This is a genomic window from Kitasatospora sp. NPDC051853, assembly GCF_044452665.1.
In the GTDB taxonomy this organism is placed as follows: Bacteria; Actinomycetota; Actinomycetes; order Streptomycetales; family Streptomycetaceae; genus Kitasatospora.
The window spans coordinates 454,569-480,275 of the sequence record NZ_JBITBY010000008.1; the positions used below are offsets into that span (position 1 = coordinate 454,569).

Here is a 25,707-nt window from a genome sequence, read left to right on the forward strand (position 1 = left end):
CGGATGACGTCTCAGAGTGAGAGAAGGATCTTCTCGCGGAGCGAGACGCTGTCGTACGCTCGCCACGGCGGCCGCCCGGCCGCCCGGAGTGGAGGGGGCCTCCCGTGAACGACCGTCAGAACGCCTACACCCACGGCCATCAGGAGTCGGTGCTGCGCTCGCACCGCTCCCGCACGGCCGCCGATTCGGCCGCCTACCTGCTGCCCGAACTGCGGCCCGGGCAGCGCCTGTTGGACGTCGGCTGCGGGCCGGGGACGATCACCGCGGACCTGGCCCGGCTGGTCGGTCCGGACGGTGGCGTGGTGGCGGTGGACCGTGAGCCGCAGGTGCTGGCCGAGGCGGCCGCCCACGCGGCGGCGCAGGGGCTGGGGAACGTCGTCTTCGAGACCGCCGACGCGCACCGACTGCCGTACGCGGACGGGGAGTTCGACGTGGTGCACGCGCACCAGGTGCTGCAGCACGTGGCCGATCCGGTGGCGGTGCTGCGCGAGCTGCGGCGGGTGACGGCGCCCGGCGGGGTGGTGGCGGTCCGGGACGCGGACTACGCGGCAATGGCCTGGTACCCCGAACTGCCGGAGCTGGACGAGTGGTTGGCGCTCTACCGGCGGATCGCCCGGGCCAACGGCGGCGAGCCGGACGCGGGCCGGCGGCTGACCGCCTGGGCCCGGGAGGCCGGGTTCACCGAGCTGACCGCCTCCTCCGCCACCTGGACCTTCGCCGACCCGGAGCGGCGCGCGTGGTGGGGGGACACCTGGGCGGAGCGCACCGAGGGCTCCTCCACCGCCGCGACGGCGGTGGGGCGCGGGTTCGCGAGCGCGGCGGACCTGGCGCGGATCGCCGGGGGCTGGCGGCGCTGGGCGGCCGAGCCGGACGGCTGGTTCGCCGTACTGCACGGGGAGTTGCTGGCCCGGAAGGAGAAGTAGCGCCGGGGCCGGGGCGGGTCAGAGCTGGAGGCCGGCCCGTTCCAGCACCCCGGCGAAGGCCGCCCGGTCGTAGCGGGAGCCGTCGGTGATCCGCTGCCCGTCGACCAGCACGGTCGGCGTGCTGCCGGCTCCGGACCGTTCGAAGGCCTGCCCGGCGTCGGCGACCCAGTCCCGGTACGCCACGCCCTCCACCGCCTGGTCGAAGGTGTCGCTGCGCAATCCCGGGACACCGGAGGCGAGTTCGAGCAGGAACCGGTCGGTGAAGACGTCGCTGCGCTCCTCGGCCGCCTGGTTGGCGAAGAGCGCGGCGTGGTACTCCGGGAACTTCCCGGCCTCCAGCGCAGCCCGGGCGGCGTTGGCCGCCTTCACCGAGCCCGCGCCGCCGAGCCTGCCGTCCAGGAAGGAGGCCAGGGTGTACTCGATCCGCACCTCGCCCCGGGCCGCCGCCGAGGCCAGCAGCTCGCCCGCCGCGGCCTCGAACCTCGCGCAGTACGGGCAGCGGAAGTCGGCGTACACCTGCACGGCGTGCCGCGCGTCCGGGTCGCCGACCACCACCGTGGTGCCGTCCGCGCCCAGGCGGGCCGGGAGTTGGGAGAGCGTGGTCGCCTCGCCGGCGGGCAGCGCCTTCGGCTGGACGGTGGCCCGCCCGCCGGAGGACGCGGACGACTGCCCCTCGGCGGCCCCGCCGCAGCCGGCCAGGCTGACCGCGAGCAGCCCGGCGGCGAACGACCCGGCCAGCACCTGGCGGCGGCGCGGCAGCCTGCCGCGGGGCGGGGCGGCGGGCAGGCCGGTGCGGACAACGGGTGCGGGCATAGGGGCACTCCTCTCCGGCCGGAGGCCCGGGGGGAGCGGGCCTCCGTGCCTGCGACGCTAGCCGGGCGCCGGTCGGGGCAGCAGGGCCGCAGGGCCCGCACCCGGCCCGACCTTGGTCCCGAGGGGCGGCGAGGAGTGGTGCGCCCGTGACGTCAGTGGCGGGAGGGGCGCCGGTGGTCGGGCTGACGCCCGCTCAGTCCGCACCGCTTACCTGTCGTTAACCGCTCTCGTACCCGCCGGTAGCAGTCGGCTCGTAGCGTTCCCGGAGCACCACGCCCCGGTCCGTCCCCCACCGGACCGGGGCGCCCGCGGGCCCGTGGTGTGCGGCCCTCGTTAGGGTGGGCCCATGGGGAGCGAGGGCACGTACCGGGTGATGCGGCAGGACGACAACGGCAACCGGTTCCTGGTCGCCCAGGAGCTCACCCGGCCGGAGGCCGAGGCGCTGGCGGCCGAGTTCGAGGCCCGCGGTCACAAGCAGCTGTACTGGGTCGAGCCGGACGGTCAGTAGGGTCGGTGTCCATGGAGAAGCCCATGGACATCCGGATCGTCGTCGGCGGGGCCCTCGTCCACCGGGGGCGGGTGCTGGCGGCCCGCCGCAGCGCGCCCGCCGCGGTCGCGGGGTACTGGGAGTTCCCCGGCGGCAAGGTCGAGACGGGGGAGACCGAGGAGCAGGCGCTGGAGCGCGAGCTGCGCGAGGAGCTGGGTGTCGAGGCCCGGGCCCTGGTCCGGCTGCCCGGCAGCTGGGAGGTCCGCCCCGGGCTCGAACTGCGGCTCTGGACGGCCGAGCTGATCGAGGGTGAGCCCCGCCCGCTGGAGGACCACGACGAGCTGCGCTGGCTCGGCCCGGCCGAGCTGCACCAGGTCACCTGGCTGGAGCACGACCGCGAGGTGCTGCCCCACCTGGCCGCCCTGCTGGGCTGACGGCCGCCCCACCGGCCCGCCACGCCACCGCCCTGCCGCGCCACCGACCCTCGCACGGCACCGACCTGACACACCCCGCCCCCGCGTCGGTACCCGCCTGACGCCCCGTCCGTTGGGCCAGGTAGGCCAATCGGACAAGCCGCTCCGCCCGCCGGGGTAGCCTGGGCGTTCTGATGGGTATGTCAGTTTTCGGCAGTATTCGTCACCATAGGTGAGGCGGTCGGTGTCGAGCACGGGATTCGGCGAGGGCGAGCAGCCGTCGGCTGACGGCTCTGCCCGGCGCGGGCTGGGCGGCTCCCCCCGCCCCCGGAGCATCGGCAGCGCCTCGGCCCGGGCCCGGCTCCGCCGGCTGACGCCCCGGCGCTCCGCGTCGGCCCCGCCGCACCCGGCCCCGCCCCTCCCCGCGCCCCCCGCCGACCCCCGGCTGGGCGGCGTCCGCGGTGCGCCGAGCGCCCCGTACCCGGGCGGGCCCGGTGCCGACCAGCGGGCCCGGGCCGGGGAGCGGCCCGAGGGAAGCCTCTTCGACGTGGTGAAGGTGGCCATCGCGATCCTGGACACCTCCGGCCGGGTGGTGCTGTGGAGCCCGGCCGCCGAGGAGCTGCTCGGCTGGCCGAGCGAGCTGCTGGTGGGCCGCCGGATCGAGGAGTTGATGGAGGATCAGGACCTGGTCCTCCGGGTGAAGGCGGCGATCCAGGAGACCCTGCGAACCGGCCGCTGGCACGGCTGGACCCAGCTGCGCCACCGGGACGACGGCGAGGTCCCGGTGGAGGCCCGGATCTCGCTGCTGGTGGACGGCGACGGCACCCCCTTCCTCCAGGTGGCGCTGGCCGAGGCGGCCACCCTCCAGGCGGTGGAGCACGACCTGGCGGTCCGGGACGCGCTGTTCGAGCAGTCCCCGCTGGGCATCGTGATCCTGGACACCGACCTGCGCTACACCGCCGTCAACCGGACCATGGCCGAGATGAACGGCCTGCCGCCCGAGGAGCACGTCGGCCGCACCACCGGCGAGACGCTGCCCGAGCGGGCGGCGGACGAGATCACCGCGATCCAGCGCCAGGTGCTGGCCACCGGCGAGCCGGTGGTGGACGTCACGCTGGCCTCGCCGGTGACGGCCCGTTCGGGCTTCCGCTCGATCTCCTACAGCCGGATGACCGACCGGGCCGGCCGGGTGCTGGGCATCTCCGGCACGGTGATGGACGTGACCGAGCGGTACCGCGCGGTGGCCAAGGTGGAGCACGCCCGCCGCCGGCTCTCGCTGCTGAACGAGTTCGGCTCCCGGATCGGCGACCTGCTGGACGCCGGCCGGGTCGCCCAGGAGCTGGCCACCGCCGTGGTGCCCCGGCTGGCCGACTACGCGGCGGTGATCCTGCTCCAGGCGGTGGCACACGGGGACGACCTGCCCCGGCACGGCCACGACCGCCGCACCTCGCTGCTCCAGCTCGGCACCGCCGCCGTCCAGGACTCCCCCGAGGTGGAGGTGATGCTCCGCCGGGGAGCTCGGATCACCTTCGCCGAGGACTCCGCCTTCGGCCGGGTACTCCGTACCGGCGTTCCCGAACTCCTCTCCAATCCCGAGGAGTTGAGCGACCTCACCTACCCGGGCGACCCCAAGGTGCAGGCCGGCCACGACCTCGGCGTGCACTCCCGGCTGGTGGTCCCGCTGCGCGCCCGCGGCATCGTGATCGGCCTGCTGGCGATCAGCCGGGCCGGCTACCGCGAGGGCTTCGACCGGGACGACCTGGCCTTCACCGTGGAGCTGGCCGACCGGGCGGGCAGCTCGCTGGACAACGCTCGGCTGTACGCCCGCGAGCGGACCGCCGCGCTCACCCTCCAGCGCACCCTGCTGCCCCAGCAGGTGCCGCAGCCGGCCGGGGTTGAGGTGGCCTACCGCTACGTGCCCGGCAGCAGCGGCACCGAGGTCGGCGGCGACTGGTTCGACGTCATCCCGCTGCCCGACGGCCGCACCGCGCTGGTGGTCGGCGACGTGATGGGCCACGGCCTGCGGGCCGCCGCCACCATGGGCCGGCTGCGCACCGCGGTGCGCACCCTGGCCGGGCTCGACCTGCCGCCGGAGATCCTGCTGCGGCACGTCCACGAGCTGGCCGACGACCTGGCCCAGGGCCCGGACGAGGCGCTGCTCGCCACCTGCGTGTACGCGGTCTTCGACCCGTCCACCCGGCGGCTGGTGGCGGCCAAGGCCGGGCACATCCCACCGGTCCTGATCGTGCCCAAGGAGCCCGCCGAGGAGCCGGTGCGCACCGGCAGCCCGCTGCTCGGCGGCGTCGGCCAGGTGCTCGACCTGCCCTCCGGCGCCCCGCTCGGGGTGGGCGGCGTGCCCTTCGAGTCGATCGAGCTGGACATCCCCGAGGGCAGCCTGCTGGCGCTGTGCACCGACGGCCTGGTGGAGTCCCGGGACAAGGACCTGGACGTCGGGCTGGGCCGGTTGCTGACCGTGCTGGAACAGCCGTACCCGTCGATCCAGCAGGCCTGTGAGGCGGTGCTCGACACCATGGAACAGGGCCGCGAGCCGGACGACGTGGCGCTGCTGCTGGCCCGGCTGGGCCGGGGCCAGTCCGGCACCCCCACCGCGGGCTGGACGCTGCCCGCCGAACCCACCGCGGTCTCCCGGGCCCGTCGGCTGGTCCGCGGCGCGCTGACCGACTGGGGGGTGGAACACCTCACCGACACCGCCGAGTTGCTGGTCAGCGAGCTGGTCACCAACTCGGTCCGGTACGCCTCGGCGCCGATCGGGGTCCGGCTCACCCTGGGCGACACCCTGCTGGTGGAGATCTCCGACCCGCTGCCCGATCCGCCCCGCGAGCGGCACGCGGCGGAGGCCGACGAGGGCGGCCGGGGGCTGGAGTTGGTACGCCGTCTCGCTCTGCGCTGGGGCGCACGCGCCGAGGGCATGGGGAAGGTCGTGTGGTTCGAGCTCGACCCCATGGACGACCACCTCGGCTGACCGGTCCGGGACGCCGGGCATCGTCGCAGGTGATCGCGGTGGGGCGGGCCCGGGGAGAGCCGCCGCGGGGGTGGTTCGAACAGGCGCTCCCGGGTAAGGGGGACGGGGAAGCGGAAGGCTGAGCCGTTTTGTGATGTTGGGGGCGTGTGCGCCCGCCCCCGGATGATGAATACTCGGTGTTCTCGACATCCGGATGGGCGCGGGTTGGAGGGGATCGGACCGTTGAACAGCATCCCGGCGTGGAAGACGTCGAGCGGCAGCGGCCATGCGGCCGTGCCCGGTCAGCCGAGCGGTGGTGCGGGCAGCGGTACGGCGGGCGGCGCCGGTCCGAGAAGCGGCATGCACGCGGGCCCGTCCCTCGGCGGCCGCCCGGCCGACGACTGGGACGTCCAGGGCAAGGCCGGCTCGATCTACGACTACATCCGGGTCGCCACCTTCGCGATCGGCCCGGACGGGCGGATCACCCAGTGGAGCGGCCGCGCCGCCGAGTTCTTCGGCGTCCCCGCCGAGGAGGCGGTCGGCACCGACCCGGTCACCACCCTGATGCCGCGCGAGCTCTGGCAGCGCGGCCGGGCCAGGATGGAGTCCATCCTGGCCGGCGAGGAGTGGGTCGGCACCGCCCCGTACCGCGACGCCACCGGCGCCGAGGGCCTGGCCGAGCTCTACGTGATGCCGGACAGCGGCACCCCCGGCGGCGCCACCTGCCTGGCCGTGGACCTCGGCCGGCTGCGCCGGATCGAGACCGACCTGGCCGCCTCCGAGGCGGTCTTCGGGCAGACCCCGACCGGTTTCTTCCTCTTCGACAACGAGCTGCGCCTCCAGCGGGTCAACCAGGCCTTCGCCACCGCCGTCGGCCTGCCCGCCTGCGAGCTGCCCGGCCTCTCCCCGTACGACCTCTTCCTGCCCGGCGAGGCGGACCGGCTGATGGTCGCCCTGCGCAAGGTGCTGAGCGGCGGCGGGCCCATCGTCGACCTGCGGTTCACCGGCGCGGTGCCGCGCACCGCCACCGTGCAGTCCCGGGACGGCGGCCGCCGCTGGGCCATCTCGCTCTACCGGCTGAACGGCGCCAACGGCCACCCGATGGGCGTGGCCGGCCAGGTGCTGGACGTGACGAGCCGTCACATCGCCGAGCGGGAGGCCGCCGGGGTGCGCCGCAGCCTGGCGCTGCTCAACGAGGCCTCCACCCACATCGGCTCCACCCTCGACCTGGAGACCACCGCCAAGGAGCTGCTGGACGTGATCGTCCCGCAGTTCTGCGACCTGGCCACCGTCGACCTGTACACCGCCCTGCTCTCCGGGGACTCCGGCCCGACCGCCGGGCCCGGCGCCTCGGACGGCTCCGGCGAGCTGCGCCGGGTGGCCGTCTCCAGCGTGGTCGGCGGCGCCTCCAGCGTGCTGGGCGCCGAGGGTGCCGTCCCGGTCGCCGAGGCCGGCGGCTCGCTCTGTTACCCCCGCCGCTCCCCGCACGCCCGGGCCCTGCGCACCGGCCGCAGCGTGGTCCCGCAGCCCGGCCCCGACCCGCTGCTGCGCTCCACCCTGGTGGTCCCGCTGGTCGCCCGCGACCAGGTGCTCGGCCTGGTCCAGCTCTCCCGCGCGATCGGCAGCGAACCCTTCGACGCCCGGGACGTGGCGATCGCCGAGGAGCTGGTCGCCCGCGCCGCCGTCTGCGTCGACAACGCCCGGCTCTACCGCCGCGAGCACGAGCGCGCGCTGATCCTCCAGCGCAGCCTGCTCCCCCCGGGCAAGCCGGCCGCCAGCGGCCTGGAGATCGCCCGCCGCTACCTGCCCAGCAACAACAACACCGAGGTCGGCGGCGACTGGTTCGACGTCATCCCGCTGCCCGGCAGCCGCACCGCCCTGGTGATCGGCGACGTGATGGGCCGCGGCCTGCGGGCCGCCGTCGCGATGGGCCAACTCCGCACCGCCGTCCGCACCCTGGCCATGCTCGACCTCGACCCGGCCGAGGTGCTCTCCGCCCTGGACGAGATCGCCCGCGGCCTCGGCGGCGAGCCCACCGTGCCCGGCGAGGAGGTCGAGGTCTACCTCGCCACCTGCGTCTACGCGGTCTACGACGCCGTCAAGCAGCGCTGCGTCTTCGCCAACGCGGGCCACCTGCCGCCGGTGCTGCTCGCCCCCGACGAGCCCGCCCGGATGCTGGAGGTGCCGCCCGGCCTGCCGCTCGGCGTCGGCGGCGAGCCCTTCGAGGAGGTCGAGGTCACGCTGCCGGACGGCGCCGTGCTCGGCCTCTACACCGACGGCCTGGTGGAGTCCCGCAAGCACCAGCTGGACGAGGGCCTGCGGGCCTTCCGGACCGCCCTCAACGGCGGCTCCCGCGAGCTGGAGCGGCTCTGCGACGAGGTGCTCGACGAGCTGATCCCCCATCACGGGGAGGACGACATCGCGCTGTTGATGGCCAAGGTGCAGGCGCTCCCCGAGGACTCGGTGGGCGACTGGCGGCTCCCCGCCGAGCTCACCTCGGTCGGCAAGGCCCGCGAGCTGGCCTGCTCCTGGCTGCTGGTGCGCGGCCTGGACGAGCTGGTGGACACCACCGAGCTGCTGGTCAGCGAGCTGGTCACCAACGCGCTGCGGCACGGCCACGGCGAGATCCGGCTGCGGCTGCTGCGCGACCGCACCGTGGTCTGCGAAGTCTGGGACGACGGCTACGCCCAGCCCCGCCAGCGCCGCGCCCAGGAGACCGACGAGGGCGGCCGCGGCCTCCAGCTGGTCAGCCTGCTGGCCGAACGCTGGGGCAGCCGCCGCACCCCGAACGGCAAGATCGTCTGGTTCGAGCTGGCCCTCTGACACACCGTCACGGCCGAGACCGACCGGCCATCGGGGCGGCGTGGTGGTCACCCCGGGCTGCGCCCCCGGTGCAATCACCGGCCGACCCCGGCTCCCACCGGCCTCCTCACCCCCTGCACATCCCGCCGCGCCGTAGGCCCCCGGCTCTGCCGAGCGGGTGAGGTGCCGCCGTGTCGGCCGGGCGGCGGGGGAGCGGTCCCGTTCAGTGGGGGCATGCGCGCCCGCCGACTCCTCGCCGCCGTCCTGCTGCTCCCGCTGGCGGCCTGCTCCCAGGACCCGGGCGAAGGCCCTGCCGGGACGGACCTGACCGTCGTCGACCGGAGCGAGGTGCACGACGGCGGCACCGTCCGCTGGGCGGTGGACACCCTCCCCGCCACCCTCAACGTCTTCCAGCCCGCGGCCACCCCCGACACCGCGCTGCTGGCCGGGGCCCTGCTGCCGCAGCTCTTCCGCACCGACGGCCGTGCCCGCGCCGTCCCGGACCCGGACTACCTCGCCGCCGCCGAGTCCACCCCGCCCGGCCACGGCCCGCAGACCGTCACCTACCGCCTCAACCCCAAGGCGGTCTGGAGCGACGGCACCCCGCTGAGTGTCGCCGACTTCGCCTCCCAGTGGAAGGCGCTGACCAGCACCGACCCGGCCGCCACCACCGAGCGGCCCGAGGGCTACGCGGCCGTCGAGTCGGTGGCCCGGGGCGCGGACGAGCGCGAGGTGAAGGTGGTCTTCAAGCAGCCGTACGCGCCCTGGCGGACCCTGTTCAGTCCGCTCTACCCGGCCGCCGCCACCGCGAGCCCGGCCGCCTTCGGGCAGCCGCTGACCAACGCCCCGTCGGCCGGCCCGTTCACCGTGCGCGGCTTCGACCGCGAGGGCGGCCGGGCCACCGTGGTCCGCAACCCGCGCTGGTGGGGCGACCGGGCCAAGGCCGAGGCGATCGAGTTCGTGGCCGTCCCGCCGGAGCGGCGGCTGGAGGCGCTGGCCAAGGGCGAACTCGACCTCGCCCCGGTCACCGAGACCGTCGACCACGCCGCCCCCGCCGGAGCGACCGCCGCCGCCCCGCCGGACGCCGCCGCGCTGGCCGAGGCCGCCACCCGGGCGCTGCGCAGTGCCGAGACCACCCCCGGCGTCCACCTGCACCGGGCCGCCGCCCCGGCCGTCGCCCAGCTCACCCTGAACGGCACCCGCGGCCCGCTGGCCGACCAGACCGTCCGCCGCGCGGTGGCCGCCGCCGTGGACCGCACGGCCGTCGCCGAGGCGGCCCTCGCCCCGCTCGGCCTGCCCGCCGTCCCGGTCGGCCACCACCTGCTGACGGCGGATCAGGACGGCTACCGGGACAACAGCCCGGCGGCCGGCCGGGAGGACCCGGCCGCCCTGTTCGACCGGGCCGGCTGGCCGCTCAGCGGGAACGTCCGCCGCCACGACGGCCAGGACCTCACCCTCACCCTGCTGCTGCCCGAGGGCTCCGCCACCGCCCGGCGCACCGCCGAGGCCCTCACCGCCGCCCTGGCCCGGGCCGGCGTCACCCTGCGCACCCGGACCGCCCCGGCCGACGCCTTCCTCCGCGACCACCTGGCCACCGGCGACTACGACCTCGCCCTGTTCGGCTGGCCCGCCGCCCCCGACCCGGCCGCCGCGGCCGTCCGCTACGCCAAGTCGCAGCCCGGCCCCGACGGCCGCCCGCTCGTCGGCCGCAACTACGCCCGCACCGGCACCGAGGAGATCGACCGCCTGCTGGCCCGCGCCACCGCCGAGCTCGACCCGGCCGCCCGCCGCTCCCTCATCCACGAGGCCGACGCCCGCATCTGGCAGCTCGGCCACTCCGTCCCCCTCCACCCCCGCCCCGACCTGGTCGCCACCCGCGACACCCTCGCCAACGCGGGCGCCTTCGGCCTCGCCACCCCGCGCTTCCAGGACATCGGCTTCCGCGAGGACTGACCCTCCGTCAGCCCCGCACCTCGCTCCGCTCCACCAACTGCTCCAGCACCGCCACCCGCGCCATCGACGGACACCAGGCCTTGGCCCGCCCCAGCGCGGCCACCGCCTCCGCCCGTCGCCCGACCGCGAGCAGCGCCGCCGCGTACGAGCACTCGGCCTCGGCCCGCCACGGCTGGAACGGGAGCCGCCGGAGCACGGCCTCGGCCAGCTTCACCGCCTCCTCGGTCCGCCCCTCCCAGCGCGCCAGGTCGGCGAAGGGCGGGGCCCAGCGGACCGCCGCGGGCAGGACCTCGGTGGCCTCCCGCAGGACGGCCGTGAGCCTGGGCAGTGACTCCACGAACGAGAGTTCCCCGGCCTCGGTGGCCCCGACCACGGCGACGGCCCGGAGCGTCAGGGCCGTGATCCGCTCGTGCACGCCCCCGGGCGGCCCCGAGTCGGCGGACCGCTCCGCTTCGGCCCACGCCCCCTCGGTCAGTGCGAGGTGGGCCCGGGTGTTGATCCCGTTCGCCGTCGGGCGGTCTTCCCGGGCCAGCTCCGCCCGGGTCCGGTCGAGGTCCCCGTCCGCGAGTGCCCGGTCGGCCGCGACCTCGGCCCGGGTCGTCAGGTGGGGCCCGGCGAGGACGGCCCGGCGGCGGAAGAGGGAGTGACCGAGGGAGCCGGGCAGATCGGCCCGCACCAGCGAGTACAGGGCCACGGTGACCACCCCGGAAGCAAGCGGGAATCCGCTCGCGCTGCCGTCGGCGAACCACCGGGCCAGGGCGGCGGCGGCCAGGACCTCGGCCACGGCGAGCCCCCGGACCGTCGCCACGTACGAGCGGGTGCGCAGGTCGTACCCCGGGCCGTGCACGCTCACCGGAGCCAGCCGGACCACCCAGTCGACCCCGCGCCACCGGAAGCCCGCGATCCGCGGTCCGTAGCCGATCCCGACGGCGGCGAACGCGCCCGACGGGGTCAGGCACCGGAGCAGCGGCCGCAGCTGTTCGAGCTGCAGACCGATCAGGTAGCCGAGCGCGTACAGGAGCAGGAAGGATAGCAAAGGATCACTCACGCTCCAGGTTTAACGGCAGGCCAACGAGGGCGGAAGAACCGTGGCCAACTCGTGATCCAGCCCGTACGGGCCTGCCCGTTTCGGCCCCGCTGCGGGGTTCCACGTACGATAGGAGGAAGCCGTGGCATGTCGTGCCCCGGCGGGTGGACCGGTAGTAGCAGGCGGGGTCTGACGCAGCCGGGCGCCGTAACCCACGATTCCGGGAGAATCCGCTCAGCATGCCCACGCGTAATGACATCCGCAACGTTGCCATCGTCGCCCACGTCGACCACGGGAAGACCACCCTCGTCGACGCCATGCTGAAGCAGGCCGGTGCCTTCGCCGCCCACCAGCAGCTGGACGACCGGATGATGGACTCCAACGACCTCGAGCGCGAGAAGGGCATCACCATTCTCGCGAAGAACACCGCCGTCAAGTACCACCCCAAGGACGGCGGGGTCCCGATCACCATCAACATCATCGACACCCCCGGCCACGCCGACTTCGGTGGCGAGGTCGAGCGCGGCCTGTCCATGGTCGACGCCGTCGTGCTGCTGGTGGACGCCTCCGAGGGCCCGCTGCCGCAGACCCGCTTCGTGCTCCGCAAGGCGCTCACCGCGCGGCTGCCCGTCATCCTGTGCATCAACAAGACGGACCGCCCGGACGCCCGGATCGACGAGGTCATCAACGAGACCTACGACCTGTTCCTGGACCTGGACGCGGACGAGGACCAGATCGAGTTCCCGATCGTCTACGCCTGTGCCCGTGACGGCGTCGCCTCGCTGACCAAGCCGGAGAACGGCACCGTGCCGGCCGACTCGGAGAACCTGGAGCCGTTCTTCTCCACCCTGCTGGAGCACGTCCCGGCCCCGACCTACGACGAGGACGCCCCGCTCCAGGCGCACGTCACCAACCTGGACGCCGACAACTTCCTCGGCCGCATCGCGCTGCTCCGCGTCGAGCAGGGCGAGCTGCGCAAGGGCCAGACGGTGGCCTGGATCAAGCGCGACGGCTCGATCTCCAACGTCCGCATCACCGAGCTGCTGATGACCGAGGCGCTCACCCGCAAGCCGGCCGAGGTGGCCGGCCCCGGTGACATCTGCGCCGTCTCGGGCATCTCCGAGATCATGATCGGCGAGACCCTGGCCGACCCGGAGAACCCGATCGCGCTGCCGCTGATCACGGTCGACGAGCCCGCGATCTCGATGACCATCGGCACCAACACCTCGCCGCTGGTCGGCAAGGGCGGTTCCGGCAAGGGCGCCGACGCCAAGGCCGGCGCCGGCAAGGTCGACCGCAAGGTGACCGCCCGTCAGGTGAAGGACCGCCTGGACCGCGAGCTGATCGGTAACGTCTCGCTGCGCGTGCTGGACACCGAGCGCCCGGACGCCTGGGAGGTGCAGGGCCGCGGTGAGCTGGCGCTGGCCATCCTGATCGAGACCATGCGCCGGGAAGGCTTCGAGCTGACCGTCGGCAAGCCCCAGGTCGTCACCAAGGAGGTCAACGGCAAGACCCACGAGCCGGTCGAGCGCCTCACGGTGGACGTGCCCGAGGAGCACATGGGTGCCGTCACCCAGCTCATGGGCGTCCGCAAGGGCCGGATGGACAACATGTCCAACCACGGCTCGGGCTGGGTCCGGATGGAGTTCGTGGTGCCGTCCCGCGGCCTGATCGGCTTCCGTACCGAGTTCCTCACCAACACCCGCGGCACCGGCATCGCGCACTCGATCCACGAGGGCCACGAGCCGTGGTTCGGCAACCTGACGACCCGTAACAACGGTTCGCTGGTGGCCGACCGGGCCGGTGTGGTCACCGCCTTCGCGATGACCAACCTGCAGGAGCGCGGCGTGCTGTTCACCGACCCCGGCACCGAGGTGTACGAGGGCATGATCGTCGGCGAGAACTCGCGCTCCGACGACATGGACGTGAACATCACCAAGGAGAAGAAGCTCACCAACATGCGTTCCTCGAACGCTGACGTGGCCGAGTCGATCGTCCCGCCGCGCAAGCTCTCGCTGGAGCAGAGCCTCGAGTTCTGCCGCGAGGACGAGTGCATCGAGGTCACCCCGGAGACCGTGCGCATCCGCAAGGTCGTCCTGGACGCCAAGGAGCGCGGCCGCACCGCCTCGCGCGCCAAGAAGGCCTGACCCACCCCGTAGCACCGGACCGGCCGACGCCCGCACTGGGTGTCGGCCGGTCCGTTTTTGTGACGGTGAGTCGTCAACGCGCGTAGTCGCCGGAGGGGGGAAGTGTTCGTTAATCGGACGTGACGAACCGTCATTCATGGCAACTGTCCGTTTAGTACCTGTCTGGGTATGTCTGGAATGTCCGTTTACCGAGATTTCATGTGACCAAATTGAGATCGGTAATGGCGTAGTTCGTATCCCTGCGTGACGGATAGTGGAGCCAGTCGAGCTCGGGTCCAGGGTTTCGCGCAGGGGTGCGCGCCGAAGCCTGAGCGAGGAAAGCACCGCCTGGCCAACGGCGATGACGCCGGCCAGTCCCCCTGCGGTGCGCTCCACGTATGCAACACGGATTCAGGAGGCACACCCATGCGCGGTGCCAGCCAGGCCAAGTGGGTCGTCGCAGCCGTCGCGGTCGCCCTCGCGGCCACCGCCTGCGGTAGCGGTTCGTCGTCGAGCGAGGGCGGAGCGGCCAACGCGGCCGGGACGTTCAGCTACCAGAGCTCCGAGCCGCAGAACCCGCTCCAGCCGGCGAACGCCATGGAGGTCGGTGGCGGTCGCATCATCAAGACCCTGTTCAAGGGCCTGGTGGACTACGACCCCAGCAACGGCTCGCTGCGCAACCAGGTCGCCGACAAGATCGAGACCACCGACGCGCAGAACTACACCGTCACCCTGAAGTCCGGCTGGACCTTCCACGACGGCACCCCGGTGACCGCGTCCTCCTTCGTGGACGCCTGGAACTGGGCCGCCAACACCAAGAACAACCAGATCAACTCGGACTGGTTCTCCGACATCGAGGGCTACGAGGCCGTCCACCCGGAGAAGGGTGACCCGACCACCGACAAGATGTCCGGTCTGGCCGTCGTCGACGACACCCACTTCACCATCAAGCTGACCGGCCCGGTCTCGTACTTCCAGTACAAGCTCGGCTACACGGCCTTCTCGCCGCTGCCGAAGGCGTTCTTCGCCGACCCGGCCGCCTACGGGCAGAAGCCGGTCGGCAACGGCCCCTACAAGTTCGTCTCGTGGGAGCACAACCAGGCCGTCACCGTCGCCGCGTACGACAAGTACGCGGGCACCGACAAGCCGAAGAACGGCGGCATCGTCTTCAAGAACTACGCGCAGGCCGACGCCGCGTACAAGGACCTGGTCTCCGACAACCTGGACGTGCTCGACCAGGTCGACCCGTCGAACCTGGCCTCGTACAAGAACGACCTGGGCGACCGCGCGGTCGACCAGGCCCAGGGCGCCATCCAGAACATCTCCTTCGCGATGTACCAGGACGGCTGGAAGGGCGTCGACAAGGCCAAGGTCCGCCAGGGCCTGTCGATGGCGATCGACCGCGACACCATCACCAAGACCGTGCTGAACGGCTCCCGCCAGGCGGCCAACAGCTGGGTCGCCCCCGGTGCGATGGGCTACAAGGACAACACCTGCGGCGAGGCCTGCACCTTCAACCCGGCCAAGGCCAAGCAGCTGGTGACCGAGGGCGGCGGCGTCCCGAACAACAAGATCACCGTGGTCTACAACGCCGACGGCGGCCACAAGGAGTGGGTGGACGCGGTCTGCAACTCCATCCGCCAGTCCACCGGCGTGGAGTGCGTCGGCGACGCGAAGCCGGACTTCAAGACCTCGCGCGACATCATCAAGAAGAAGCAGGTCCAGAGCATGATGCGGACCGGCTGGGTGCAGGACTACCCCCTGAACGCCAACTTCCTGCGTGACGTCTACGGCACCGGTGCCGCCGCGAACGACGCCGGCTACTCCTCCGCCGAGTTCGACAAGTACGCCGCCGAGGCGGACAAGGCGACCACGGTCGAGAAGACCGCCGAGCTGTACCAGAAGGCCGAGGCCGAGCTGGCCAAGGACATGCCGGCCATCCCGCTCTGGTACTACAAGACGACCGCCGGTTACTCGAAGAACGTCCAGAACGTGAAGTACGACTCCTTCGGTGACCCGGTCTTCACCCAGGTCGAGGTCAAGCAGAAGTAACCAGGGCCACCACCACACTGGCCTGACTCGACGACGGCCGGTGTCCACGACCACCCCACGAGGGCGGTCCGGCACCGGCCGTCGGCACGCCTAGAACCTCTGAAATCGGGATGACGCCCCGTCAGAGAGCAGCAATTGGAGGCACGATGGGGCGCTTTGTCGCGAGGCGACTGCTCCAAATGATCCCGGTCTTCCTCGGGACCACCGCGCTGATCTTCTTCATGGTCCGCGTACTCCCGGGTGACCCGGTCGCCGCGATGTGGGGCGACAAGGCGCCGGACCCGGCCCAACTCGCAGCCTTCAAGCACCGGTTGGGTCTCGACCTGCCGATGTGGCAGCAGTACCTGAACTACATGGGCGACCTGTTCACCGGAAACTTCGGCGAGACCATGTCGGGCCGTCAGGTCATCGACGTGATCTCCGAGGCGCTGCCGGTGACGGTGCGGCTCGCGCTGATGGCCTTCGCCATCGAGATCGTCTTCGGCGTCGGGATCGGCCTGCTGGCCGGCCTCAAGCGCGGGAAGCTCGCGGACAAGGGCACCCTGGTCTTCACCCTGGTGCTGATCTCGATCCCGGTCCCGGTGCTCGGCTACATCTTCCAGAACGTCTTCGCCACGCAGCTCGGCTGGGTGACCCCCACCGTGCCGGTGAACTCGGACAAGTGGATCGACCTGCTGCTGCCCGCCATCGTGCTGGGCTCGCTCTCGCTGGCCTACGTGGCCCGGCTGAGCCGGACCTCGATCGTGGAGAACATCAAGGCCGACTACATCCGGACCGCGATCGCCAAGGGCCTGCCGCGCCGCAGGGTCATCGGCACCCACCTGCTGCGCAACTCGATGATCCCGGTGGTCACCTTCCTGGGCACCGACCTCGGCGCCCTGATGGGCGGCGCGATCGTGACCGAGGGCATCTTCAACGTCAAGGGCGTCGGCAACGCGCTCTTCCGCGCGATCAACCAGAAGGAAGGCGCGACGGTCGTCGGCTTCGTGGTCGTCCTCGTGATCGTCTACCTCGTCGCCAGCCTGATCGTCGACCTGCTCTACGCGGTCCTGGACCCGAGGATTCGGTATGCCTGATCTGATCGAGAAGAAGAAGACCGCCGCGGTCCCGGCCCAGCAGGGCACCGTCGCGGAGAGCAAGCCGGAGAAGGCCCGCAGCCTCGGCTCGGACGCCTGGGAGGACCTGCGCCGTCGGCCGATCTTCCTGATCTCGGCCGCGCTCATCCTGGTCCTGGTCGTGATGACCGTGGTGCCCGGCCTGTTCACCTCGGTGGACCCGCGCGCCGGCGACCTGCGCAACCACTACCTGAGCGCGCCGAACTACACCCACTTCTTCCAGGCCGACTGGTTCGGCTACGACGGCCAGGGCCGGTCGATCTACGCCCGCGTGGTGTACGGCGCCCGGGCCTCGATCATCGTGGGCATCTGCGTCACCGCCGCGGTCACCATCACCGGTGGCTTCGTCGGGATGCTGGCCGGGTACTTCGGCGGCTGGATCGACACCCTGCTGTCCCGCCTGACCGACATCTTCTTCGGCATCCCGCTGCTGCTCGGCTGCCTGGTGGTGCTGAACGCCTTCACCGAGCGCACCGTCTGGTCCGTGGTCTTCGCGCTCACCGTGCTCGGCTGGACCCAGATGGCCCGCGTGATGCGCGGCTCGGTGATCACCGTCAAGCAGGCCGACTACGTCACCGCCGCCAAGGCGCTCGGCGCCGGCACCGGCCGCATCCTGCTCAAGCACGTGCTGCCGAACGCGGTCGCCCCGGTGATCGTGGTGGCCACCATCGCGCTCGGCGGCTACATCGCCACCGAGGCCACGCTGAGCTTCCTCGGCATCGGCCTCCAGGACCCGACCATCTCCTGGGGCATCGACATCAACTCGGCCCAGAAGGTGATCCGCACCGCCCCGTTCGCGCTGTTCTTCCCGGCCGGGATGCTCAGCCTCACGGTGCTGGCCTTCATCATGATGGGCGACGCGGTCCGCGACGCCCTCGACCCGAAGCTGCGCTGAGAGGGGCGAGCATGACCACCGTCATCGAGAAGACGCAGGGCGAGCCGCGGCTCGTCCCGGGCACCCCGCTGCTCGAAGTCCGCGACCTGCACGTCGAGTTCAAGACCAAGGACGGCATCGCCAAGGCCGTCAACGGGGTGAACTACAGCGTCAGCGCGGGCGAGACCCTCGCCGTCCTCGGCGAGTCCGGTTCCGGCAAGTCCGTGACCGCGCAGACCATCATGGGCATCCTCGACATGCCGCCCGGCCGGGTCACCTCCGGGGAGATCCTGTACCGCGGCCAGGACATGCTGAAGATGTCCAACGAGGAGCGCCGGAAGATCCGCGGCAGCAAGATCGCGATGATCTTCCAGGACGCGCTCTCCTCGCTCAACCCCGTGCTCTCGGTGGGCTACCAGCTCGGCGAGATGTTCCGGGTGCACCAGGGCGCCTCCCGCAAGGAGGCCAAGGAGAAGGCCATCGAGCTGATGGACCGGGTGCGCATCCCGGCCGCCCGTCAGCGCGTGGGCGACTACCCGCACCAGTTCTCCGGCGGCATGCGCCAGCGCATCATGATCGCCATGGCGCTGGCCCTGGAGCCGGACCTGATCATCGCCGACGAGCCCACCACCGCCCTGGACGTCACCGTCCAGGCGCAGGTGATGGACCTGCTGGCGGAGCTCCAGGCCGAGTACCACATGGGCCTGATCCTGATCACCCACGACCTCGGCGTGGTCGCCGACGTCGCGGACAAGATCGCGGTCATGTACGCGGGCCGGATCGTCGAGACCGCCCCGGTGTACGAGCTGTACGCCAACCCGGCGCACCCGTACACCGAGGGCCTGCTGCGCTCGATCCCGCGCCTGGACCAGAAGGGCCAGGAGCTCTACGCGATCAAGGGCCTGCCGCCCAACCTGCTGAAGGTGCCCGCCGGTTGTGCCTTCAACCCGCGCTGCGACCGGGCCACCGACCTGTGCCGCAGCGAGATCCCCGCGCTGCACCAGGTGCTCGACCGGGACGGCGCCGAGCTCGCCGGCCGCAAGAGCGCCTGCCACCTCTGGAAGGAGACCCTCCATGGCTGAGCCCATCCTGGAGGTGAAGGACCTGGTCAAGCACTACCCGCTGACCGCCGGCGTCCTCTTCAAGAAGCAGGTCGGCGCGGTCAAGGCCGTCGACGGGATCTCCTTCGACCTGATGCGCGGTGAGACCCTGGGCATCGTCGGCGAGTCGGGCTGTGGCAAGTCCACCCTGGCCAAGGTGCTGATGAACCTGGAGCGGGCCACCTCCGGCCAGGTGCTGTACAAGGGCGAGGACATCTCCAAGCTCTCCGGTGCCGCGCTCAAGGCCGTCCGCCGCAACATCCAGATGGTGTTCCAGGACCCGTACACCTCGCTCAACCCCCGTATGACGGTGGGCGACATCATCGGGGAGCCGTTCGAGATCCACCCGGAGGTGGCGCCGAAGGGCGACCGCCGCAAGGCGGTGCAGGACCTGCTGGACGTGGTGGGCCTCAACCCGGAGTACATCAACCGGTACCCGCACCAGTTCTCCGGCGGCCAGCGCCAGCGCATCGGCATCGCCCGCGGCCTGGCGCTCAAGCCCGAGGTGATCATCTGCGACGAGCCGGTCTCCGCGCTCGACGTCTCGGTCCAGGCCCAGGTGATCAACCTGCTGGAGCAGCTCCAGAAGGACTTCGAGCTCTCCTACATGTTCATCGCCCACGACCTCTCGATCGTCCGTCACATCTCCGACCGGGTCGGCGTGATGTACCTCGGCAAGATGGTCGAGATCGGCACGGACGAGGAGATCTACGAGCACGCCACCCACCCGTACACCCAGGCGCTGCTCTCCGCGGTGCCGGTGCCGGACCCGACCGCCCGCGCCAACCGGGACCGGATCGTGCTCCAGGGCGACATCCCCTCGCCGGCCAACCCGCCGTCCGGCTGCCGCTTCCGCACCCGCTGCTGGAAGGCGGAGGAGCGCTGCTCCACCGAGCTGCCGCTGCTCGCGGTGCCGTCCCTGGACGGCCCGGCCGCGCACGAGTCGGCCTGCCACTTCGCCGCCGAGCGCGAGCTCACCGCGGCCTGAGGCACGGGCGATCTGACGCCCACTCAGTCTGACGGCCCCACAGCTTCCCGCTGTGGGGCCGTCGGCGTTGTGGTGGGCACCCATCCGGCCGTACCACGGTCGCGCCGTACGACCGGTGCCCTTCGAATGGGGTGTGATGCGTCACAGATCCCTGAGGAGGAAGCTCGATGCCCGCAGCCACCAGAGTCCGCTGGGCCGTAGTCGGTGCGACATCCGTGGCCCTGGTGGCCACCGGATGCGGTAGCAGCGGCGGGGGAGGAGGTTCCTCCGACGCCAGCAAGACCTTCAGCTACCAGAGCAGCGAGCCGCAGAACCCGCTCCAGCCGGCCAACGCCAACGAGGTCGGCGGCGGCCGCATCATGCAGAACCTGTTCAAGGGCCTGGCGGACTACGACCCGTCGGACGGCAAGCTGCGGATGCAGGTGGCCGACAAGATCGACACCAGTGACTCGCAGACCTTCAACGTCACCCTGAAGTCCGGCTGGACCTTCCACGACGGCACGCCGGTCAAGGCGAAGAACTTCGTGGACGCCTGGAACTGGGGCGCCACCACGGCGAACAACCAGATCAACAGCTCCTGGTTCTCCGACATCGAGGGCTACAAGGACGTCCACCCGGCCAGCGGCGCGGCGACCAAGACCACCATGTCCGGCCTGACGGTGGTGGACGACACCCACTTCACCATCAAGCTCAGCGGCAAGGTCTCCTACTTCCCGTACAAGCTGGGCTACATCGCCTTCTCGCCGCTGCCCGACTCCTTCTTCAACGACCCCGCCGGGCACGGCCAGAAGCCGGTGGGCAACGGCCCCTACCAGTTCGTCAGCTGGGACCACAACGCGCAGATCACCACCAAGGCCTTCGCGAACTACCAGGGCGTGGACAAGCCGAAGAACGGCGGCGTGGTGTTCAAGATGTACACCACCGCCGAGGCCGCCTACGCGGACCTGCAGTCCAACAACCTCGACGTGATGGACCAGGTGCCGCCCTCCGCGCTGGCCAACTACAAGAACGACCTCGGCGACCGGGCGATCGACGCCCCGCAGGGCGCCATCCAGAACATCGGCTTCACCCTCTACCAGGCCGACTGGGCCGGGGCGGACAAGGCGAAGGTCCGTCAGGGCCTGTCGATGGCGATCGACCGCGACACCATCACCAAGACCGTGCTGCAGAGCTCCCGCAAGCCGGCCAGCTCCTGGGTGGCCGAGGGCGTCGAGGGCTTCAAGGCCGGTACCTGCGGCGACTCCTGCAAGTTCGACGCCACCAAGGCCAAGCAGCTGATCACCGAGGGCGGCGGCGTCCCCGGCAACAAGCTGACCATCACCTACAACGCCGACGGCGGCCACAAGGAGTGGGTGGACGCGGTCTGCAACTCCATCCGCCAGTCCACCGGCGTGGACTGCGTCGGCGACCCGAAGACCGACTTCAAGACCGCCCGCGCGGCCATCACCGGACGCACCATCAACGGTGCCTTCCGCACCGGCTGGGTGCAGGACTACCCGCTGAACGCCAACTTCCTGTCCGACGTCTACAAGACCGGCGCCGCCTCGAACGACTTCGGCTACAGCAGCCCGCAGTTCGACCAGCTGGCCAACCAGGCCGACCAGGCCGCCTCGATCCAGGACTCGGCCTCGGACTACCAGAAGGCCGAGGCGGTGCTCGCCCAGGACATCCCGGCGATCCCGCTCTGGTACTACCGGACCAACTCCGGCTACTCCACCAAGGTGCAGAACGTGAAGTTCGACTCCTTCGGCAACCCGGCCTGGACCCAGGTCGAGGTCAAGGGCTGACACCCACCCCCGCCGGCCCCGCCCTCCGCCCGGGAGGGCGGGGCCCGGGCACCAAGTCACCCCCTCGGAAGGAGGTTCGATGGGCCACTACGTCCTCCGGCGCGTGCTCCAGATGATCCCGGTCTTCTTCGGTGCCACGTTCCTGATCTTCATCATGGTGTACACCCTGCCGGGCGACCCGATCGCGGCGATGTTCGGCGACAAGGCGGCCGACCCGGCGACCGTGGCCAACCTGCGGCACCAGTACCACCTCGACGAGCCCTGGTGGAAGCAGTACCTGATCTACCTCGGCAACGTCTTCCAGCTGGACTTCGGCACCAGCTTCACCGGCCGCCCGGTCTCCGAGATCATGGCCGACGCCTTCCCGGTCACCATCCGGCTGGCCCTGGTCGCCTTCTTCTTCGAGATCGTGATCGGCCTGCCGCTCGGCCTGCTGGCCGGCCTCAAGCGCGGCTCCTTCGCCGACACCGCGGTGCTGATCCTGACCCTGATCGTCATCTCGATCCCGGTCTTCGTGCTCGGCTACATCGCCCAGACCATCTTCGCGATCGACCTCGGCTGGGTCACCGCCACCGTCCAGGACTCCACGGACATCCTCCAACTGATCCTGCCCGGACTGGTGCTGGCCTCACTGTCACTCGCCTACGTGGCCCGGCTGACCCGGACCTCGATCGGCGAGAACCTGCGCGCCGACTACATGCGCACCGCGGTGGCCAAGGGCCTGCCCCGACGGACCGTCATCGGCCGCCACCTGCTGCGCAACTCGCTGATCCCGGTGGTCACCTTCCTGGGCACCGACCTGGGGGCCCTGATGGGCGGCGCGATCGTCACCGAGGGCATCTTCAACATCGCGGGCGTCGGCAACATCCTCTACAAGGCGATCCGGACCAAGGAAGGCCCGACCGTGGTCGGCATCGTCACCGTGCTGGTGATCGTCTACCTGGTGGCCAGCCTCCTGGTGGACCTGCTCTACGCCGTCCTGGACCCGAGGATCCGCTATGCCTAGCAAAGACCTCCCCGACGACCACGACCCGCTGCGGCACATCCCGCCGACCGACAGCGACCACCTGGACTACGTCGGCCAGCAGGGCCTGGCGGTGGAGCAGGACACGTTAATCGAACCCGACCCGGTCAAGCGCGAGGAGGCCCGCAGCCTCTGGGGCGACGCCTGGCGGGACCTGCGGCGGCGGCCGATCTTCATCGTCTCGGCCCTGCTGATCGTGCTGCTGGTGCTGATGGCGGCCTGGCCGAGCCTGTTCACCGACACCGACCCGCGCCAGGCGGACCTCGCGCAGAACTACCTGCGCAAGCCGGACTGGGCCGACGTGTTCGGGGCCGGCTGGTTCGGCTACGACGGCCAGGGCCGGTCGATCTACGCCCGGGTGATCTACGGCGCCCGCGCCTCGATCATCGTGGGCGTCTTCGTCACCCTCGCCGTCACCCTGATCGGCGGCCTGACCGGCATGGTGGCCGGGTACTTCGGCGGCTGGGTGGACGCGGTGATCTCCCGGATCATCGACATCTTCTTCGGCATCCCGCTGCTGCTCGGCGCCCTGGTGCTGCTGAACGCCTTCACCACCCGCACCGTCTGGTCCGTGGTGATCGCGCTGGCCGTGCTCGGCTGGACCCAGCTGGCCCGCGTGATGCGCGGCTCGGTGCTGACGGTCAAGCAGGCCGACTACGTGGTGGCCGGCAAGGCGCTGGGCGCCGGCACCCCGAGGCTGATGCTCCGTCACATCCTGCCGAACGCGATCGCCCCGGTGATCGTGGTGGCCACCATCGCGCTCGGCGGCTACATCACCGCCGAGGCCACGCTGAGCTTCCTCGGCATCGGCCTCCAGGACCCGACCATCTCCTGGGGCGTGGACATCTCCTCGGCCCAGCGGGTGATCCGGACCGCGCCGTTCGCGCTGTTCTTCCCGGCCGCCGCGCTCAGCCTCACGGTGCTGGCCTTCATCATGATGGGCGACGCGGTCCGCGACGCCCTCGACCCGAAGCTGCGCTGAGAGAGGGCGGACCAGGATGACCACCGCTGTCGACACCAACAAGCCCGCCCGGGAAGCCCCGTACCAGGGCCCACTGCTCGAAGTCCGGGACCTGCACGTCGAGTTCAAGACCCGGGACGGCGTGGCCAAGGCCGTCAACGGGGTGAACTACAGCGTCAGCGCGGGGGAGACCCTGGCGGTGCTGGGCGAGTCCGGCTCCGGGAAGTCCGTCACCGCGCAGGCGATCATGGGCATCCTCGACATGCCGCCGGCCCGGATCCCGCAGGGCGAGATCCGCTTCCGCGGCCAGGACATGCTGACCATGGACAGGGAGGCCCGGCGGCAGATCCGCGGCCAGAAGATCGCGATGATCTTCCAGGACGCGCTCTCCTCGCTCAACCCGGTGCTCACCGTCGGGCACCAGCTCGGCGAGATGTACCGCGCCCACCGGGGCATGTCCCGCAAGGACGCCAAGCAGAAGGCCATCGAGCTGATGGACCGGGTGCGCATCCCGGCCGCCAAGGAACGGGTCGGCGACTACCCGCACCAGTTCTCCGGCGGCATGCGCCAGCGCATCATGATCGCCATGGCGCTGGCCCTGGAGCCGGACCTGATCATCGCCGACGAGCCCACCACCGCCCTCGACGTGACGGTGCAGGCGCAGGTGATGGACCTGCTGGCGGAGCTCCAGGCCGAGTACCACATGGGCCTGATCCTGATCACCCACGACCTCGGCGTGGTCGCCGACGTCGCGGACAAGATCGCGGTCATGTACGCCGGCCGGATCGTCGAGACCGCCCCGGTGCACGAGCTCTACGCCCGGCCCGCCCACCCCTACACCCGCGGCCTGCTGGACTCCATCCCCCGGCTCGACCAGAAGGGCCACGAGCTCTACGCGATCAAGGGCCTGCCGCCCAACCTGCTCCGCATCCCGCCGGGCTGCGCCTTCAACCCGCGCTGCCCCCGGGCCCAGGAGGTCTGCCGGCAGGACGTGCCCCCGCTGTACCAGGTGACCGGGCCGGACGGGGCCGAGCTGCCCGGGCGGCGCAGCGCCTGCTTCTTCTGGAAGGAGACCCTCGATGACGCCTCCTAACGGCGCGAGCGCGCTCGGCGCGGCCCTCCCGGAGGAGGTGGCCTTCGAGCAGGAGGTTCCCCGGGGCGAGCCGATCCTGGAGGTGCGGGACCTGGTCAAGCACTTCCCGCTGACCAAGGGCGTCCTGTTCAAGAAGCAGGTCGGCGCGGTCAAGGCCGTGGACGGCGTCTCCTTCGACCTGATGCAGGGTGAGACCCTGGGCATCGTCGGCGAGTCGGGCTGTGGCAAGTCCACCCTGGCCAAGGTGCTGATGAACCTGGAGCCGGCCACCTCGGGTTCGGTCCGCTACAAGGGCGAGGAGATCTCCCGGCTGAGCGGGGCGGCGCTGAAGGCGGTGCGGCGCAACATCCAGATGGTGTTCCAGGACCCGTACACCTCGCTCAACCCCCGCATGACGGTGGGCGACATCATCGGGGAGCCGTTCGAGATCCACCCCGAGGTGGCGCCGAAGGGCGACCGCCGCAAGGCGGTGCAGGACCTGCTGGACGTGGTCGGGCTGAACCCGGAGTACATCAACCGGTACCCGCACCAGTTCTCCGGCGGCCAGCGCCAGCGCATCGGCATCGCCCGGGGGCTGGCGCTCAAGCCCGAGGTGATCATCTGCGACGAGCCGGTCTCGGCGCTGGACGTGTCGGTGCAGGCGCAGGTGATCAACCTGCTGGAGCAGCTGCAGGGCGAGTTCAACCTCTCCTACATGTTCATCGCCCACGACCTCTCGATCGTCCGTCACATCTCCGACCGGGTCGGCGTGATGTACCTCGGCAAGATGGTCGAGATCGGCAGCGACCTGGAGATCTACGACCACGCCACCCACCCGTACACCCAGGCGCTGCTGTCGGCCGTGCCGGTGCCGGACCCGACCGCCCGCGAGTCGCGGGACCGGATCGTGCTGACCGGTGACGTCCCGTCACCCGCCAACCCGCCCAGCGGCTGCCGCTTCCGCACCCGCTGCTGGAAGGCCCAGCCCAAGTGCGCGGAGGAGGTCCCGGCGCTCACCGCCCGGTCCTGGCTCCAGGGGCTGGCGCTGCACGACTCGGCCTGCCACTTCGCGGGGGAGCGGGGAGAGGACGTCCAGCAGTGACGAAGGGCCCCTAGGCCGCCGGGCTCAGGTATGCCGAAGGGCCCCTTCCCGTGGTGGGGAGGGGCCCTTCGGTGTGGGTCAGAGCTCCTTGGCGAGCCGGGGCTCGGGCACCGCGGTGGAGCCCTC

General features: G+C 71.6%; 19 protein-coding genes. 17 read left to right on the forward strand and 2 right to left on the reverse strand.

Annotated features, from left to right (window positions below):
• The first annotated feature begins 104 nt into the window (after window positions 1-104).
• Window positions 105-923 (forward strand): methyltransferase domain-containing protein, encoded by an 819-nt coding sequence (locus tag ACIA8O_RS24740; protein ID WP_396296119.1) that lies wholly within the window; start codon window positions 105-107, stop codon window positions 921-923.
• Window positions 924-941: 18 nt separating this feature from the next.
• Here ACIA8O_RS24740 and ACIA8O_RS24745 read toward each other — a convergent pair whose 3' ends face one another.
• A complete protein-coding gene (locus ACIA8O_RS24745; RefSeq protein WP_396296120.1) occupies window positions 942-1,736 on the reverse strand; it encodes a DsbA family protein in 795 nt (264 codons plus the stop codon).
• Between the two features lie 346 nt (window positions 1,737-2,082).
• On the opposite strand from ACIA8O_RS24745, the gene ACIA8O_RS24750 reads away from it, so the two are divergent.
• From ACIA8O_RS24750 to ACIA8O_RS24770, 5 genes are all read left to right on the forward strand, one after another.
• Window positions 2,083-2,244, forward strand: a complete 162-nt coding sequence (locus tag ACIA8O_RS24750; protein WP_396296121.1) for an SPOR domain-containing protein — start codon at window positions 2,083-2,085, stop codon at window positions 2,242-2,244.
• Window positions 2,245-2,255: 11 nt separating this feature from the next.
• Complete coding sequence (locus ACIA8O_RS24755) at window positions 2,256-2,657, forward strand: (deoxy)nucleoside triphosphate pyrophosphohydrolase (RefSeq protein ID WP_396296122.1); 402 nt, start codon at window positions 2,256-2,258, stop codon at window positions 2,655-2,657.
• 223 nt (window positions 2,658-2,880) lie between these two features.
• The gene (locus ACIA8O_RS24760) at window positions 2,881-5,619 is read left to right on the forward strand and encodes a SpoIIE family protein phosphatase (protein ID WP_396296123.1); all 2,739 of its coding nucleotides are present in this window, start codon (window positions 2,881-2,883) and stop codon (window positions 5,617-5,619) included.
• 339 nt (window positions 5,620-5,958) lie between these two features.
• A complete protein-coding gene (locus ACIA8O_RS24765; RefSeq protein ID WP_396296124.1) occupies window positions 5,959-8,421 on the forward strand; it encodes a SpoIIE family protein phosphatase in 2,463 nt (820 codons plus the stop codon).
• A gap of 213 nt (window positions 8,422-8,634) precedes the next feature.
• Window positions 8,635-10,353 (forward strand): ABC transporter family substrate-binding protein, encoded by a 1,719-nt coding sequence (locus tag ACIA8O_RS24770; protein WP_396296125.1) that lies wholly within the window; start codon window positions 8,635-8,637, stop codon window positions 10,351-10,353.
• 7 nt (window positions 10,354-10,360) lie between these two features.
• Here the strand turns inward: ACIA8O_RS24770 and ACIA8O_RS24775 are convergent, their stop codons facing one another.
• Window positions 10,361-11,401: a hypothetical protein gene (locus tag ACIA8O_RS24775; protein WP_396296126.1), complete on the reverse strand. Its 1,041-nt coding sequence runs from the start codon at window positions 11,399-11,401 to the stop codon at window positions 10,361-10,363.
• Window positions 11,402-11,619: 218 nt separating this feature from the next.
• On the opposite strand from ACIA8O_RS24775, the gene typA reads away from it, so the two are divergent.
• The 11 genes from typA (at window position 11,620) to ACIA8O_RS24830 (ending at window position 25,581) form a co-directional block, all read left to right on the forward strand.
• The gene (typA, locus tag ACIA8O_RS24780; RefSeq protein ID WP_396296127.1) at window positions 11,620-13,527 is read left to right on the forward strand and encodes a translational GTPase TypA; all 1,908 of its coding nucleotides are present in this window, start codon (window positions 11,620-11,622) and stop codon (window positions 13,525-13,527) included.
• Window positions 13,528-13,932: 405 nt separating this feature from the next.
• A complete protein-coding gene (locus ACIA8O_RS24785; RefSeq protein WP_396296128.1) occupies window positions 13,933-15,558 on the forward strand; it encodes an ABC transporter substrate-binding protein in 1,626 nt (541 codons plus the stop codon).
• Window positions 15,559-15,704: 146 nt separating this feature from the next.
• The gene (locus ACIA8O_RS24790; protein WP_396296129.1) at window positions 15,705-16,634 is read left to right on the forward strand and encodes an ABC transporter permease; all 930 of its coding nucleotides are present in this window, start codon (window positions 15,705-15,707) and stop codon (window positions 16,632-16,634) included.
• Window positions 16,627-17,568, forward strand: coding sequence for an ABC transporter permease (locus tag ACIA8O_RS24795; protein ID WP_396296130.1), 942 nt, complete (start codon window positions 16,627-16,629; stop codon window positions 17,566-17,568). Before ACIA8O_RS24790 ends, ACIA8O_RS24795 begins: the two co-directional genes overlap by 8 nt.
• Before the next feature lie 11 nt (window positions 17,569-17,579).
• Complete coding sequence (locus ACIA8O_RS24800) at window positions 17,580-18,629, forward strand: ABC transporter ATP-binding protein (RefSeq protein WP_396296131.1); 1,050 nt, start codon at window positions 17,580-17,582, stop codon at window positions 18,627-18,629.
• Window positions 18,622-19,635 carry an ABC transporter ATP-binding protein gene (locus ACIA8O_RS24805; protein ID WP_396296132.1) on the forward strand — a complete coding sequence of 338 codons (1,014 nt, stop codon included), beginning with the start codon at window positions 18,622-18,624 and terminating at the stop codon, window positions 19,633-19,635. Before ACIA8O_RS24800 ends, ACIA8O_RS24805 begins: the two co-directional genes overlap by 8 nt.
• 167 nt (window positions 19,636-19,802) lie before the next feature.
• Window positions 19,803-21,422, forward strand: a complete 1,620-nt coding sequence (locus ACIA8O_RS24810) for an ABC transporter substrate-binding protein (RefSeq protein ID WP_396296133.1) — start codon at window positions 19,803-19,805, stop codon at window positions 21,420-21,422.
• 79 nt (window positions 21,423-21,501) lie between these two features.
• Window positions 21,502-22,428 carry an ABC transporter permease gene (locus ACIA8O_RS24815; protein ID WP_396296134.1) on the forward strand — a complete coding sequence of 309 codons (927 nt, stop codon included), beginning with the start codon at window positions 21,502-21,504 and terminating at the stop codon, window positions 22,426-22,428.
• The gene (locus ACIA8O_RS24820) at window positions 22,421-23,428 is read left to right on the forward strand and encodes an ABC transporter permease (RefSeq protein WP_396296135.1); all 1,008 of its coding nucleotides are present in this window, start codon (window positions 22,421-22,423) and stop codon (window positions 23,426-23,428) included. Before ACIA8O_RS24815 ends, ACIA8O_RS24820 begins: the two co-directional genes overlap by 8 nt.
• Window positions 23,429-23,444: 16 nt before the next feature.
• Window positions 23,445-24,500, forward strand: a complete 1,056-nt coding sequence (locus ACIA8O_RS24825; RefSeq protein ID WP_396296136.1) for an ABC transporter ATP-binding protein — start codon at window positions 23,445-23,447, stop codon at window positions 24,498-24,500.
• A complete protein-coding gene (locus ACIA8O_RS24830; RefSeq protein WP_396296137.1) occupies window positions 24,487-25,581 on the forward strand; it encodes an ABC transporter ATP-binding protein in 1,095 nt (364 codons plus the stop codon). The genes ACIA8O_RS24825 and ACIA8O_RS24830 overlap by 14 nt, the downstream gene beginning before the upstream one ends.
• The last annotated feature ends 126 nt before the right edge of the window (window positions 25,582-25,707 follow it).

Bases quoted from the DNA above. Each gene is read 5' to 3' on its own strand.
- ACIA8O_RS24745 (WP_396296120.1), bottom strand. From the start codon at position 1,736: ATGCCCGCACCCGTTGTCCGCACCGGCCTGCCCGCCGCCCCGCCCCGC.
- ACIA8O_RS24750 (WP_396296121.1), top strand. From the start codon at position 2,083: ATGGGGAGCGAGGGCACGTACCGGGTGATGCGGCAGGACGACAACGGC.
- ACIA8O_RS24755 (WP_396296122.1), top strand. From the start codon at position 2,256: ATGGAGAAGCCCATGGACATCCGGATCGTCGTCGGCGGGGCCCTCGTC.
- ACIA8O_RS24765 (WP_396296124.1), top strand. From the start codon at position 5,959: ATGCACGCGGGCCCGTCCCTCGGCGGCCGCCCGGCCGACGACTGGGAC.
- ACIA8O_RS24770 (WP_396296125.1), top strand. From the start codon at position 8,635: ATGCGCGCCCGCCGACTCCTCGCCGCCGTCCTGCTGCTCCCGCTGGCG.
- typA (WP_396296127.1), top strand. From the start codon at position 11,620: ATGCCCACGCGTAATGACATCCGCAACGTTGCCATCGTCGCCCACGTC.
- ACIA8O_RS24785 (WP_396296128.1), top strand. From the start codon at position 13,933: ATGCGCGGTGCCAGCCAGGCCAAGTGGGTCGTCGCAGCCGTCGCGGTC.
- ACIA8O_RS24790 (WP_396296129.1), top strand. From the start codon at position 15,705: ATGGGGCGCTTTGTCGCGAGGCGACTGCTCCAAATGATCCCGGTCTTC.
- ACIA8O_RS24795 (WP_396296130.1), top strand. From the start codon at position 16,627: ATGCCTGATCTGATCGAGAAGAAGAAGACCGCCGCGGTCCCGGCCCAG.
- ACIA8O_RS24800 (WP_396296131.1), top strand. From the start codon at position 17,580: ATGACCACCGTCATCGAGAAGACGCAGGGCGAGCCGCGGCTCGTCCCG.
- ACIA8O_RS24805 (WP_396296132.1), top strand. From the start codon at position 18,622: ATGGCTGAGCCCATCCTGGAGGTGAAGGACCTGGTCAAGCACTACCCG.
- ACIA8O_RS24810 (WP_396296133.1), top strand. From the start codon at position 19,803: ATGCCCGCAGCCACCAGAGTCCGCTGGGCCGTAGTCGGTGCGACATCC.
- ACIA8O_RS24815 (WP_396296134.1), top strand. From the start codon at position 21,502: ATGGGCCACTACGTCCTCCGGCGCGTGCTCCAGATGATCCCGGTCTTC.
- ACIA8O_RS24820 (WP_396296135.1), top strand. From the start codon at position 22,421: ATGCCTAGCAAAGACCTCCCCGACGACCACGACCCGCTGCGGCACATC.
- ACIA8O_RS24825 (WP_396296136.1), top strand. From the start codon at position 23,445: ATGACCACCGCTGTCGACACCAACAAGCCCGCCCGGGAAGCCCCGTAC.
- ACIA8O_RS24830 (WP_396296137.1), top strand. From the start codon at position 24,487: ATGACGCCTCCTAACGGCGCGAGCGCGCTCGGCGCGGCCCTCCCGGAG.